The following is a 14,348-nucleotide window of genomic DNA, read 5'->3' on the forward strand; positions in this document are numbered from 1 at the left end:
CGCCCGGCCGTGCCGCCACCCCCCGCCCCCTCCGCCCCACCGGAGCAGGGCAGTTCGGCACTGACCCCGCAGCTGCTGCGGAGCATCGCCGCGCACGGCCGGCCGCTGGACGCGGCGCCCCGCGCGACGCTGGAGCGCCGGTTCGGGCACGACCTGGGCGCCGTACGACTGCACACCGACGGCGAGGCCGCCCGTGCCGCCTCGAGCGTGGGAGCCCGGGCGGTCGCGGTGGGGCGGCACATCGTGATGGGGGCGGACGCCTACCGCCCGGGCGAGCGCGACGGGCTGGCCCTGCTCGCCCACGAGGTCGCCCACACCTTGCAGCAGGGTCTCGCCGAGGCACCCGCCGCCGCCGGTTTCGCCGCCCCGGGCTGGGAGGAGCAGGCGGACGCCGCCGCCCTGGCCGCCCTCGCGGGTCCGGACCGGGTCGGCACGGCGGCGGTCGGGCTGGGCATCGGGGCGGCGCCGGTGGGCGTGGCCCGCGCGACGAACGGCGCGGCCGGATCGGCGATCCAGGTCGGCGACGAAAGCCTGCCAGACGTCACCGAGACGTCCGCGCCTGACGGCGAGCCCACCGGAGTCTTCCGGTTCAAGAGTTTCGAGGTTCCCGCCGCCAAGGGACCGGCCGGGAAGCAGTACGCCGAAGTGGCCAAGGCCGGAGGGCTGCGCACCGAGGTCGGCTTCGTCGGCAAGCAGGCTTCGATCGCCCTGCGGCAGGGACGCAGCACCTCCCCCGAGCTGCGTGCGCGGTGGTTGCAGAAGATGAAGTGGCCCGCCGAGAAGGCCGCCGCCCTGTGGCTGTTCTACGGCGGCGACGTCGGCGTGGACTTCCGCACGGCGGCGCCCAAGCTCGGCGGAGAATCCGTGCACATGGACCACGTCGTCGAGCTGCAACTCCAGGGCACCAACGTCCCGGAGAACCTCAGCCCGCTGGGCGAGCACGACAACACCACGTCGGGCAGGGAGATCTGGACGACTCTCTCCCGGCTGGCCGCCCGGATCCACGACGCGCACCCGAAACTGTCCACGGTCGTCCTGCACTTCGCCGCCGCCGAGCAGGCCAAGGGCACACCGGCCGCGGAGACCAGCGCGCCCAGGGCGGACGAGACCAGGCGTGGCAAGGTCGCATCCCACCTGGAGAAGGCCCAGGTCGGCACACCCGAGACGGCGTTCGCCGAGGCGAAGCACCCCTATGACATCGAGGCCCGCGCGCTTCAGCACCCGGTGGTGGACGCGCCGGCCGTCGAAGGCATCCCCTACCGCATCATCGCGGGCACGACCTGCGCCGTGCTCATGCTCACCCAGCGCAACGGCGTGAACGACGTACAGGGGCAGCCCGGCGCGGAGGCTGTGGCCGGCATGGTGCTCCAGAAGGTCGACACGACCGGGGACAAGGACCACAAGGTCACCGCCGAGATCGACATCGACGCCAAGCGCAAGGGAGCCGGCAGCCAGAAGAGCCGCACACCCATCGACCTGCCCAAGGGCACCAAGATCCTGCTGTTCACCGAGCCGCAGACGAACCCGACGCAGGGGGAGGCCGCGCCCCGGCGGCTGAAGCTGGTACCCGGCCAGGGCACGAGCCTGCCCTTCCACTATCCGCTGCTCAGCAAAGGCACCCTGGACTTCGAGCTGCCCGACGCCGGCCAAGGCGGCCTGGTGGGCACCGGCACCCTCACGCCCAGTCTCCCGCTGCTCAGCCGCGCCGACGTCAGGGTCACGCTGCGGGACGGGGCCCTGGACGCCGTCTTCGCCCTGCCTCCGGAGAAGGTCAAGGTGCCCGGGGTCCCCGGCTTCACCTGCACGGTCTGCGAGCTGAAGATCGCGCTCACCCCCGAGTTCGCCGCCGGCGGCGAACTCGCCTTCACCGTCGGCAGCATGGCGTCCGGCAGGCTCACCGCATCCGCCGACGCCTCCGGCTTCCGGGCCGACGGGGTGCTGCGCGCCCATCTGCCGGGCCTGGACAAGGCCGAGGGCAGCCTGCACTACACACCCGCGACCGGCCTCACCGGTCTGGTCGAGGTGGAGAGCGCCGCGCTGGCCCGGCTCCCCGGGCGGCCCACCGGGCGGCTGACCGTGGGATTCGACGCGCGGGGCGTGCACCCGACCGGCTCGCTGGAGTTGGCGTTGCCGGGCAACGGAAAGGCGCGGCTGGACGTGCGCGCCGGCGGTTCGCGCGGCTATCTCTTCAGCGGCGACGGGCAGTTGACCGTACCCGGCCTGGATCCGGTCACCGTGCACGCCGAGTACGGCGGCGCGGCACTCACGGTGACCGGTACCACGGGAATCTCCCTGGGCGGCTTCGCCGGCACGCTGACCGTGCGCTACGCGGACGAGAAGGTGTCCGGCAGCGGCTCGGTCCGGCTGGACCGGGGCCGCCTGGGCGGATCCGTCGAGGTCGCCCTGGATCCGGACGGCCGGCTGTACGGCAAGGGCCGGGTCAGTGTGCGGCTCACCGACACGCTGACCGCCGTCCTCGGAGTGGACAAGCCCAAGGACGGGCCGCTGCGGGTGTCCGGACGGCTCGAACTCCCGCCCAGGATCGAGCTGTTCCGCAAGCTCGGCGCCGAGCACCACTTCCCGCCGCTGAACCTGGACGTCCCGATCCTGGGCTTCTCCCTGGGCGCGGTCAGCGGTGGTCTGATCGCCAGGATCTCGTTCGGCTCCGGGTACGCGTTGTCGCTGGGGCCGGCGGCGCTGCTGGGGGCCACGGCCGAGGCCGGGTTCAATCCGCTCGCGGAGGAGGGCGACTTCGCCCTGGCGGCCGACGCCACCCTGGACGTACCGGCCTCGGCGGCGCTGCTGGTCTCGGTGCGCGGGGCCGTCGGTCTTTCGGTGGTGGCCGCCTCCGCCACCGGCGGGCTGACGGTCACCGGGAAGGCCGGGATCACCGGCGGTCTGTCGGCGCCGTTCCGACTGCGCTACCGGCGCGGGCGGTTCGAGGCGACGGCCGAGGTCACACTGGCGGCCGAGCCGTTCCTGGAACTGGGCATCGACGCGGACGTCACCGCCGAGGCGCTGCGCGGACTGTGGACCCATTCATGGGTGTGGCACCTGGGCGCCTGGCGCTACGGCAGCGGGCTGCGGCTGGCCGTGACCATGCCCCTGCGCTACGCCTCCGACGAGCCGTTCCGGTTCCCCGAGCTGTCCCGGCTGCGGGTCACCGCACCGGAGATCGACCTGGGCCGGCTGCTGCCCGCGCTGGTCGCGGCGGCGGGCGGGAGTCGCTGATGCCGCCCGTGTCCGATTGCCGCCGACGACGAAGGGAGTGCCGCTCATGACCGTCTCCCGTGGCGGTTTCGTGGTCTTCGCCGATCCGAGGCCGATCCCCACCGCGGTGATCGTGTTCCAGTTCAACAGCGAGTCGCTGTCCCGTACGCTCTCGCTGCCCGACAACGGCGGCCGGCCCACGGGTGCCGCGGGGTCCAAGGACAGGCACACCACCACCTCCGGACCGCCCGACGAGCAGATCAAGCTCACCCTGGAACTGGACTCCCGCGACCAGCCCTCCATGCAGGATCCGCTCGCCCGCGAGCTGGGGCTCCAGCCGGCGCTGGCGCAGCTGGAGACGCTCCTGCACCCGTCCGGCCGCGGCACCCTCCTCGGCAAGGCGCTGGACCGTCTCGGTCTGCCGGTTCCCCCCGGCGACGAGAAGGTGATGCTGCACCAGCTGCCCACGGTGCTGTTCGTGTGGGGCGCCCGGGTCCTGCCGGTCGCGATCGGGGCGCTGGTGATCACCGAGCAGCACTTCGACGCACGGCTCAACCCGGTGCTGGCCAAGGCGGACCTCACGCTGGGCGTGCTGCGCGAGTCCGAGCTGCCCGCCGGCCGGCCCTGGCTGGCCAAGCTGCTCACGGCCCGTCGCACCTCCCTGGACGCCCTCGCCACCGCCGCCGGTGTCCGTGCGGGCGCCGAGGGGTTGGGGGGTCTCCGCATGCTGTGACCCGTGACCCGATCCCGGCACAGCCCCCCGCCCCCACCCCCACCGACAACGCCTTCAGGAGGACCCGTGTTCGACCCGTCCAGCCGGTACGCCGGACTGCCGCTCGCCGTGCACCTCGACGCGGCGGGCCGGCCCCGCACCTATGTGCGGCTGCGCATCGTCCCCCGGGCGCCGGACGCGGCGGGCGTCCCGACGGGGCTGCACTACGCGGTCGGCACGGACGACCGGCTGGACCGGCTGGCCGCCGAGCTGCTGGGCGACCCGGAGCAGTACTGGCGGATCTGCGATCTCAACGCGGTGGTGCACCCCGAGGAGGCCACCGCCGTCCCCGGCACGCTCCTGCGGCTCCCGCCCGGCGGCGCGGCGTGAGCGCGGCGCCGGAGGCGACGGTGCTCACGCTCGGTCTGGACGGCCGTCCCGCGCCGGAGGGGCTGGCGGAGGCGGTCCAGGACCTGACCGTGGACCTGTCCACGGAGATGGCGGGGGCCTTCACGCTGCGGCTGGCCCTGCACGCGGAACAGGGCGACTGGTCGCTGCTGCGTGACGACCTGTTCGGGCCGCTGGCGAGGGTGGGCATCCGGATCGGACGGCCCGGCGCCCCCGAGGCGGTGCTCAACGGGCGGGTCACCGGTCAGCGCGCGGGGTGGGGCGAGGGCGGTGGCTCCTGGCTGGAGGTCTCCGGGACGGATGCGGCGGGCCTCATGAATCTCACCGAGCGGGTGCGGGCGTGGCCCAACCAGTCCGACGACCGCATCGCCGCGGCGGTGTTCGGCTCGTACGGACTGGCCGCCGACACCGCCGCGACCCCCGCGCCCGCCCTGGTGGACCCCGAGGGCACGGTCCTCCAGCGCGGCACCGATCTGCGCTTCCTGCGCCGCCTGGCGCGCCGCAACGGCTACTGGTGCTGGATCCGCACCGACCCGGACACCGGCCGCGACGTCGGCGTCTTCCGCCCGCCGGACACCGCCGCCGGGCCCCGGGCCGAGCTGTACGTCGCCTCCGGGGAGCGCACCAACGTCCGTGACCTGACCGCCCACTACGACATGGTGCGGCCGACCGAGGCGGCGCTGGCGTCGGTGGACGCCGCCGAGGTCGCGGTGCGCGGCGCGAGCGCCGACCGCTCCTCGCTGCCCGCGATGGGTGCCGAGCCGGTGCTGGAGCGGCTGACCGCGCGGCTGGACGGCGGGCGGGCCGCAGTCCTGCCGGCCGGCACCGGCGCCTTCGCGCCGTCCGAACTCTCGGCGGCCGCGCGTGCGGCGGCCGACCGTTCGGCGATGGCGGTGACGGTGGAGGGCGGCACCGGCGCCGACGTGGGGCTGCTGCGGCCGGGCGAGACGGTGGCGCTGCACGGCGCCGGCCGGCTCTACAGCGGCGTCTACCTGCTGGTGCGGGTGCGGATGTCGCTGGCCCGGGGCGGCTTCGGCCAACGCTTCACCGCGCGCCGCAACGCCCTGGGCGCCGCGACCGGTGTGATCGGCACGGGACCGAGGGGGCTGCTGTGAGTCTGGAGAGCATGCTGTCCGCCCTGCTGGAGCAGCAGGCCGACCGCTTCTACGGCAAGTACCGAGGGGTGGTGGAGGACGTGGCCGACCCCGATGGCCGAGGTCGTCTGCGGGCCAGGGTGCCCGAGGTGCTGGGCGAGCAGCCGACCGGCTGGGCTCTGCCCTGTGTGCCGTGTGCCGGGCCGGGGGTGGGTCTGTTCCAGCTGCCGCCCCGGGGTGCCGGGGTGTGGGTCGAGTTCGAGGCGGGCGACCCGTGCCGCCCGGTGTGGACGGGTACGTGGTGGGGTCACGACCAGGCTCCGACCGGCCCCGGGGACGCGGAGGCCGGTCCGGGGCGCACGGTGTGGCGTACCTCGTCGGGGCTGACGGTGTGCCTGGACGACGAGGCGGAGTCGGTGACGATCGGGGACGCGGACGGGGCGAACCTGATCGTGGTGCACCCCCAGGACAAGGCGGTGCGGATCGTCTCGGCGGGCGAGGTCACCATCGAGGCCGGGCGGATCGCCCTGGGCAAGGACGGACAGGCGGCGGTGCGCGGCGAGGACCTCCGGCAGTACCTGAACACGCTGGCACAGGCGTTCAGCACCCACCTGCACCCCGGCCAGGCGGCCGCCACCGGGGGCCCGGTCACCCCGGCGCCGCCCGCGGCCCCGGCGCCGACGCCGCCTCCGGCCCTGCTGTCCACGGTCGCCACCGTCGCCTGAGCGGGAGAGGGGGAAGCCGATGGACGACCGGGACTCGCCGTTCCGCGGGCCGGGGTGGGGCGCGGCCGTGCTGCCCGCCGGCACCGCCGTGTCCGTGCCCGCCGCCGTGCCGCCCCGACAGCCGGCGCTGCCGCTGCGCATGGGGCCCGCCGGGCGGACCCTGGCCGCCTCGCCCGAGCAGGAGGTGCTGGATCTGGTGCGGGCGGTGCTGTTCACGGTGCCCGGCGAGCGCGCCAACCGGCCCGACTTCGGCAGCCCGCTGCACGGGCTGGTCTTCCAGCCCGCCTACGACGTGCTCGCCACCGCGACCCGGGTGCTGGTGCAGGCCGCGCTCGAACGCTGGCTGTCCGGCCGGATCGTGCTGCGGGAGGTGTCCGTCGCGGTGGACGCCTCGACGGTCGGCGTCACGGTGTCCTACCTCCGGCTGGACACCGGGCAGGAGCGCACCGCCGTACTGCGGCGGCCCGGCGGGGGGAGCTGACATGGCCACCGAGTCGTTCCCGTCCGGCGCGCCGGGCCGTCCCGGACGGCGTGCCGATGTGCGCTCCGCGTCCGAGCCCGCGCCCCACGGCATCGACCATGTGCGCATCGCCCCGGACGACCCCAAGGCCCTGCTGGTGACGTTTCTGCGCGCGGTTCCCGACGAGCTTCTGAGTGGGGTGCCCGACGGCCGGGGGCCGCTCTCGGGCGGCGCGGCGGTGATCACCGGCGGGACGCGGATCACCGGCATCCGGGTCACGGCCGTCACCCGGATCGCCGACCGTCCCCGGGTACTGCGGCTCGCCCTGTCCGCGCGCGGCGACCGCTCCGTGTACACCCTGCGGCTGCGGGCGCGGGGGATCGACCCGGTCCTGGGCACGGTGTCCTTCCGCTTCACCGACGACTGCGAGGCGGACGCCGACTGCGGCGGCGCGGGCCCGGGCCGAGCCGAGGACACGTCCCCGGCCGCCGCGGCTCCCCTGCTGGACTACCTCGCCCGGGACTACGCCGGCCTGCGCCGGATGTTCACCGAGCTGCTGGCCGCTCGCGCGCCAGGCCTGGACGCCGAGCATCCCGCCTCGCCCGTCGCCGTGCTGGTCGAGGCACTCGCCCTGGCGGGGGACCACCTCGCCTACCAGCAGGACGCCGTGGCGACCGAGGCGTATCTGGACACCGCCCGGCTGCGCCGCTCGCTGCGCCGCCATGCCCTGCTGCTGGACCACCGGGTCCACGAGGGACGCAACGCGTGGCTCGCGGCGGTCCTGACCGTGGACTCCTCGACGCCCCCCGCCGCCGGAGCCGTGCTGCCCCGCGGCACGCGGCTGCTGACCGCGCTGCCCGGCAGGCCGGTCGTCCTGTCGGCGCAGGACGTGGCCCCGGCCGAACTGCTGCGCGACCCGGAGCTGCGCGCCGCCGTGGTCTTCGAGACCACCCGCCCGCTGACCTGCCGGTCCGTCAACAACGTTCTCCAGCTGCATACCTGGGGCGAGGCCGATGCCACACTCCCGGCCGGCGCACGCGAGGCCCATCTGTACGCGGTCGCCACCGGGTCGGGCACGCCGAGCGCCGAGCTGCCCCTGCTGGGAGCCGGGGACTGGCTGATCCTGGAGGAGATACGCGGCACGGACGGGCCGGGCTCACCGCCCGACCCCGCCCGCCGGGCCCTGGTGCGACTGGAGGGCGAACCCCAGGCGACCACCGACCCCTTGTACGCACGGCAGTTGGCCCCCGCCACCGGCGGGGGCCCGCCGCAGCCCCGGCTGCTCACCGCCGCCGACCCGGAGCCGCTGCCGCTGCTGCGGGTGCGCTGGCGGCGTGAGGACGCGCCGGCGCTGCCCCTGCGGATCGCCGCTGTCGATCCGCGGGGTGGGCGGCACACCGGACTCACCGTGGCCTGGGGCAATGTCGTCCCGGCCGACCACGGGCTGACGGTGTCCTGCGAGGTCACCCCCGTGGCGGCGGCCGGTGCGGGACCGGTCGAACTCCGGCTTCCCTACGCCCCGCTGACCTGGCAGGCCCCCGGCGACGAGGCCGATCCGTTCGCGCCCCGTGACGACCCGGCGGGCCCGGCCGACCGGGCCGTCCCCGCCGTGGCGCTGCTGGCGGACGGCCTCGACGGCGGACGCTTTCTGCCGGTGCCCGATCTACTGGACAGCACGCCCTACGACCGCCATCTGGTCGTGGAGCCCGCCACCGGGGCCGGACCGGCCGTACCGCTCAACACCGGTCCGGCGGGGGCGGGTGCGGGCACTCCACGGCAGTCCTGCGCGCTGCGGCTCGGTGACGGCCGCTACGGAGCCGATCCCGCCTCCGACGGCGGTCCGGTGCACTACCTGGCCACGCTGCGGGTCGGCAACGGCATGGACGGCATGGCCGCCGCCGATTCCCTGGCGCATGTCGCCCCGCCCGCCCCGCTGCCCAGGTCCGAGATCCCGCCGCCCGTCACCGAGACCCTGCCCCTGGTGCTGGAGGCCCGCAATCCGCTGGCCGCGCGGGGAGCCGTCCTGCCCGAGCCGGACGAGCGGGTGCGCCGCCACGCACCCCAGGGCTTCCGTACCGGTCTGCGGCGGGCCGTCACCGAGGCCAACTACGCCGAGGCGGTGCGCGAACTGCCCCAGGTGCAGGGCGCCTTCGCGGTCTTCCGGTGGACGGGGAGCTGGCGCACGGTGGTGGTCAGCGTGGACCCGGCCGACGCCGAGGACCTGCTGCCCGGTTCCGGCGCCGCGGTACGGCTCGCGCCCGCCTTCGAAGCGGCGGTGCGTGCCCGGCTGGACCGCGTGCGCCAGGCCGGGGTGGACGTCCGGGTACGGGCTCCCGCCCAGGTGCCGCTGGACCTCGCCCTGACCCTGTGCCCCGCGCCCGGCCACTCCCCCTCGCGGGTCGCCGCGGCCGTACGGCGGACACTGGGCACCGGCCCGCTGCCGAACGGCGGTACCGGGTTCTTCGACCCGGCGCGCTGGAGCTTCGGCATGCCCGTGCGGCTGTCCGCCCTGTACGCGGCGCTGGCCGGTGTACCGGGCGTGGGCTCGGCGCGCTTCACGCGCTTCCGGCGCTACGCCCGCCCGGCGGCCGGGGAACTCGACAGCGGGGTGATCCCCATCGACCCGCACGAGATCGCCCGCTGCGACCACGACCTCGGGGTCGCCGAGCGCGGCCGTCTGCGCGTCACGTGGGGAGGCCGCGCGTGAACGAGGACTTCCGCACCGTACGACGCGTGCTCCTGGCCGAGCTGGGGGTGCGGGACGACGCGGCCGACCCGGTGGTGGCGGTGGCCGATCTGGGCGCGGCGCTCGTGGAGCTGCTCGGTTTCTACCGCGAGCGCTATGCCCAGGAGGGCTACCTGGGCACGGCCCGTTGGGAGGAGTCCGTGCGCCTGCTGGTGCGGCATCTGGGACACGCTCCGCGGCCTCCGGTGTCGGCCGTGGTCTGGCTGGAACTCCTCGCCGACGCCGGTGCCGCGACCGTGGTCCCGGCGGGGACCGCCGCCACCGCCGTCCCGGGCCCCGGTCTGCCGCCGCTGGTCTTCCAGACCCTCACCGCCCGGCCGGTGGACGGCCGTTTCTCCTCGCTGGACGCCCTGCCCGCCTCGGGCACGGCACGGGGCCGGGCCGCCGGGGCCCGGGTCGCGCTGCTGGACCGGGACACCGACCCGGCCGTCCCGGCGGCGCTGGGCGCGGGCGACGAGGTGCTCCTGGCGGCGCCCGGCGGCGCACCGGTGACCGCGCGAGTGCGGGCGGTCCGTGTCGAGGGCGGCGACCGGACGGTGGTGGAGTGGGCCGATCCGCTGCCCGATGCCCCGGGGCGGGCGGACTTCACCGCGGCCTGGCGGCTGCGCTCCACCGTTCGGCCCTTCGGCGCGGACGCCCCGGCCGCCTGGCAGAAGTTCACCCCCGGGACAACGCCCGAGTGGTCACAGCAAACCACCGTGTACGCCCTCGACAGTATCGCCCGGGGCACGCCCGCGCAGCCCGGTACGACGGTGCTGGACCTGACGGCGGTGCCCTCCGCGGTGCCGGCGGGCACCCTGGCGGTGGTCCACTCCCCCAAAGGCGGCTCGGTGCTGACGCGGGTGGTGGCGGTGCGGCCGGTGACCGCCGTGTTCAGCGAGGGGGCGCAGACCGGCCCCGCACTGGAGGTGACGCTGACCTACCAGGAGGGCCTGCCCGACGGCGTGAACAAGCTGGCGCTGGATGCCCGGACCACCGTCGTCCATGTGCTCGACGGCCCCCGGATGGACCTCTCGGGCAGCCCGCCGCCGCCCGCCGCCCTGGCCGGGCCTCCCGCCACGGCGGTGCGGCTGCCTGCCCGGCACGCGCTGCTGCCGGACGGAACGGCGGCCGTGGAACTCGGCCGCACGGTCCGCGCGGGGCGATGGGTACCGGGCACGGTCGTCGCGCTGACGGAGTTCGCCGAGGGGCGGCCCTTCCTGGTACGGCCGAGGGCCGCGGAGGCCGCCGGGGAGTCCGCGTCGGCGCCCTTCGTGGCGGTCACCGGCCCGGGAGCCACGTTCGTGCCCGACCGGCCGTCCCCACCCGGACCGTCCGGGTTCGGCTCGCGGCTCAGCCCGGTCTCGGCCGACGGCGGTCCGGACGCCGCCGAGCGGGACGCGCGGCACTCGGCCGAGGCGTCCCGCGCCGCCCGTCCCGCGCCCGTGGAGCCCGTCGGCTCCGCGTACCAGGGCGTCTACCGGCAGCTGCACATCCCCTCCGAGGCACTGCGGCTGAGGCTGCGTGACCTGGTCGCCCCCGAGGCCGTGCACGCCCCGCCCGGGCCCGCGCGTCCCCGGGCCGAGTGGCCTCCGCCCGCTCCCGTGGAGAGCGCTCCGCCGTCCCCGGGCGACGCCGGGCACCTGCTGCTGCCGCTGATCCCGGTGGACGGCGACCTGCCCCGGGGCGTGCCGCTGGCCGAGCTGACCCTGCACGGCAACGTGGTGCGCGCCGCCCAGGGCACCTGGGTGCGCGAGGTGCTGGGCGACGGAGACGCCACCCGCCCCTTCCAGCGCTTCCCGCTGTCGCGGGGCCCGGCCGCCGAGCTTCCGGCGGGCGTCGCGGGGCCACCGACGGTACTGGTGGCGGTGGACGGAGTGGCGCGGCCGGTGCTGAAGAGCCTGTACGGGCAGGGGCCGGACGGGGACGCGGTGGCCCTGGAGACCGGTCCGGACGGCCGTACCGCGGTGCTGGGCGGCGAGGGCGGCGCCTCCGACGGCGGCGGGAGCGGGTCCCGGCTGCCGAGCGGTCACGGCAACGTCCTCGCGGTGTACCGCACCGGAGGCGGCGCCGCCGGCAACGTACCGGCGGGGTCGGTGATCGGTCTGGCCGATCCGGTCGCCGGGGTGCGTGGCGCGGGCAACCCGCTGCCCGCCGTCGGCGGCGCGGACCCGGACGACGCCACGCGGCTGCGCACGGCCGCCCCGGCGGCGGTGCGGACCCTGGACCGGGCGGTCTCCCCCGCCGACCTGGAGCATCTGGCCGTGCACCTGGGCCGGTTGGCCCAGGCCAGCTGCGCACCGGTGTGGAGCGGCGACGACCTGGTGCTGCTGCTGACGGTGACCGCGCCGGACGGCCGTCCGCTGGGCACCCGGCGCTGCGCCGAGCTGGGGCGGGCGCTCGACGCGCGCCGGGACGCGCTGCACCCGCTGCGGGTGGCGGACCACGTGCCGGTCCCGTTGCGGCTGGTCGCCGTGGTGGAGACCGACCCGCGGCTGACCGATCCCCGGGCGGTGCTGGCGGCGTCCGCCGAGGCCGCGCGGGCCCTCGTGCACCCGTCCTCTCCCACGGGGGCGGTACACGGGCGGGCGGTGGTGCGGTCGCGGGCGGTGGCGGCACTGGCCGCCGTGCCGGGGGTGCTGGGGGTGGACCTCGACGTGTTCGGCTACGCCGAACGGGACTTCTACGGCGATCGCGGGACCGGGCGCGGTATCCGGCTGCTGCCCGACGGCGTCACGCCGGATCCGGTGCAGGACCACGTGTACGCCTTCCCCGCCCGCCCCGCGGGCGACCGCTCCCGGCGCGTGTTGCCCGCCGAACTCGTGGTGGCCGGCCCGCCGGGCGCGGGCATCGACATCCTCCCCGCGACCACCGGGAGCACCGCATGACCCTCTCGTCGGGTGGCCGTCTGCGGCGGCTGCTGCCCGCCTATCTCCTGGAGCAGGATCTCGCCGAGGGCGACGGTCTGCTCGGCGCGCTGGTGGCCGCCCTGGACCGGCGGCTGGACGCGGCCGAGGCCGCCCAACTGGACGCCTACCGGGACCTGTTCGTGGAGACCTGCGCCGAGGACCGGCTGGCGCTGATCGGCACGCTGGTCGCCGCCCTGCCGCTGCGGACCGGCCCGGCCGACGCCGCCGCGACGGCCACCGCGCTCTTCCCGGACCTCGCCCCGCACGACCTTGCCCCGCCGCCTCCCTCCCGCCCTCGCTCCGACCTGGCCAGAACCCTGGCCCGACGCCGCCGCAAGGGGACCCTCCCCGCGCTCGAGGAGGCGGTCAGGGACGCGACCGGGCGGCCCGCGCACGCGGTGGAGGAGCTGCGGCGGCTGGCTTGGACCCAGCACACGGCGCATGTGCGCCCCGAGGCCGCCCTGCCCGACCTGCACGACCCGGCCGCCTGCGCCCGCATCGGCGGTCCCTTCGACACCGCGGTGTGGACGGCCGACGTCCGCGCCCCGGCACTCGCGCCCCGCGCCCCCGCCGACGGCCACCGCTCGCCGGCCACCGTCACCCTGCACACCTGGCGGGCCGAGGTGTTCCCGCTGGCCGGGGTGACGGCCCGACAGGTCCACAGCGGCCCGCACGCGATCGGCCTCACCTGCCATCCCGCCGGGCTGGACGCTCCGCTGTTCACGCCCTGGCGGCGGCCGGCCGGCGCGGACGGCACCAGCACCGAGCGGGACGTGCCGGCGCCGCTGGAGCCGGCGCGGCTCGCCGGGGAGCTGCGCACGGCGCGTGCCACGGCGGCCGCGCGCACCCCGCTGTACGGGGAGTTCCGGCAGCCGCCGGGCGCACCCGCCGTGGCCGAAGGGCTCTCCCCCACGGCTGTGCTGTGCGTCCGGCGCGGCGGCGAGACCGTGCGCGCCGAGCGGATCCGGGCGGCCTGCCTGCGCGCGTGGCCGTCCCGGGTGGAGGGCGGCACGGTGCTGGTGGATGTGCGCCTCGGCCGGATCGCCGTCGCTCCGGATCCCGCCCACCCCGAGGTGAGCGTGAGCCTGCACGCGGCCGTCCCGGCGAGGTTCGGCGGGGGCGGCTACGACCGGCGCGCCTGGCTGCTGCCGCCCTCCCCGGAGGTCCGGCGCACGTCCGTCGAGCCGGGCGGCCTGGAGGCGGCCCTGCTGTCCTGGACGAGGGAGCCACGCCCGACGGTGCTGACGCTGACCGGCTCCGGAACGTACCGGCTCCCCGGGGCCCTGACGCTCCCGCCCGACGGCTATCTGGTCATCCAGGCGGCCGACGGGGAGCGCCCGCACGTGCGGGTGCGCGACGACACCCCGTGCCGGGTGGGCGTCAGCGAGCCCCACGAGGACTCCACCGCCGGCCTGACCCTCTCGGGGCTGCTTCTCGAGGGCCGGCTGGAGCCGGGTGAGGGCTTGGCCAGGCTGCGGCTGTGGCACAGCACCGTGCTGTCGGGCTCCGGGCCCTCCGTCGCCACCGAGGACCCCGCCGGCGCCGTACGGCTGCGCGTCGAGGTCGCGCACAGCATCACCGGTCCGCTGCGTCTGCCGTCCACCGCCGAGGGGATGTGGCTGCTCGACAGCGTGGTGGACGCGGGCGACGACGGCCTGCCCGCCGTCGTGGCCCCGGCGCTGCACGTCGAGCGCTGCACCGTGCTGGGCACGGTGGACGCGACGTCGCTCGAGTTGTCCGAGTCGATCGTCACCGGGCCGGTACGGGTCGAGCGCACCCAGGAGGGCTGTGCCCGGTTCAGCTTCCTCGCGCCGGGCTCCGACACTCCGCCCCGCCATCGGTGCGCCACGGCCGGACCATCGGGCGGTCGGCCGCGCTTCGCCTCCCGCTCCCCCGGCTCGCCCGCGTACGCCCTGCTGCACCCCGACTGCCCCGAGGCCATCGCCGCCGGTGCCGAAGACGGTTCGGAGATGGGCGTGGGGTGCGGGCTGCGCTCCGCCGTGCGGCTGGCCAATCTGCGCGACCGGCTCGCCGAGTACCTGCCGCTCGGGCTGTCGGCCGCCCTCGTCCCGGAGACCTGACGCCACCGCGTTCGCCCCACCCGC

9 protein-coding genes are annotated in these 14,348 nt (G+C 76.4%); all 9 read left to right on the forward strand.

From position 1 onward, the window contains the following. The first annotated feature begins 9 nt into the window (after positions 1–9). The 9 genes from ACZ6D7_RS27205 (at position 10) to ACZ6D7_RS27245 (ending at position 14,324) form a co-directional block, all read left to right on the forward strand. Positions 10–3,231 (forward strand): eCIS core domain-containing protein, encoded by a 3,222-nt coding sequence (locus ACZ6D7_RS27205; protein ID WP_469495888.1) that lies wholly within the window; start codon positions 10–12, stop codon positions 3,229–3,231. Between the two features lie 46 nt (positions 3,232–3,277). After that, positions 3,278–3,943 carry a hypothetical protein gene (locus ACZ6D7_RS27210; RefSeq protein WP_469495891.1) on the forward strand — a complete coding sequence of 222 codons (666 nt, stop codon included), beginning with the start codon at positions 3,278–3,280 and terminating at the stop codon, positions 3,941–3,943. 66 nt (positions 3,944–4,009) lie between these two features. Continuing rightward, complete coding sequence (locus ACZ6D7_RS27215; protein ID WP_469495894.1) at positions 4,010–4,312, forward strand: hypothetical protein; 303 nt, start codon at positions 4,010–4,012, stop codon at positions 4,310–4,312. Next, entirely contained in the window at positions 4,309–5,445 is a 1,137-nt protein-coding gene (locus ACZ6D7_RS27220) for a contractile injection system protein, VgrG/Pvc8 family (protein WP_469495898.1), read from the forward strand. Before ACZ6D7_RS27215 ends, ACZ6D7_RS27220 begins: the two co-directional genes overlap by 4 nt. After that, positions 5,442–6,149, forward strand: a complete 708-nt coding sequence (locus ACZ6D7_RS27225; protein WP_469495901.1) for a phage baseplate assembly protein V — start codon at positions 5,442–5,444, stop codon at positions 6,147–6,149. The genes ACZ6D7_RS27220 and ACZ6D7_RS27225 overlap by 4 nt, the downstream gene beginning before the upstream one ends. A gap of 19 nt (positions 6,150–6,168) precedes the next feature. Next, complete coding sequence (locus ACZ6D7_RS27230) at positions 6,169–6,630, forward strand: GPW/gp25 family protein (RefSeq protein WP_469495904.1); 462 nt, start codon at positions 6,169–6,171, stop codon at positions 6,628–6,630. 1 nt (position 6,631) lies between these two features. After that, entirely contained in the window at positions 6,632–9,316 is a 2,685-nt protein-coding gene (locus ACZ6D7_RS27235; protein WP_469495907.1) for a baseplate J/gp47 family protein, read from the forward strand. Then, a complete protein-coding gene (locus ACZ6D7_RS27240) occupies positions 9,313–12,222 on the forward strand; it encodes a hypothetical protein (RefSeq protein WP_469495916.1) in 2,910 nt (969 codons plus the stop codon). The genes ACZ6D7_RS27235 and ACZ6D7_RS27240 overlap by 4 nt, the downstream gene beginning before the upstream one ends. Next, a complete protein-coding gene (locus tag ACZ6D7_RS27245; RefSeq protein ID WP_469495918.1) occupies positions 12,219–14,324 on the forward strand; it encodes a hypothetical protein in 2,106 nt (701 codons plus the stop codon). The genes ACZ6D7_RS27240 and ACZ6D7_RS27245 overlap by 4 nt, the downstream gene beginning before the upstream one ends. Positions 14,325–14,348 lie beyond the last annotated feature (24 nt).

This window comes from Streptomyces sp. NPDC041784, assembly GCF_055591025.1.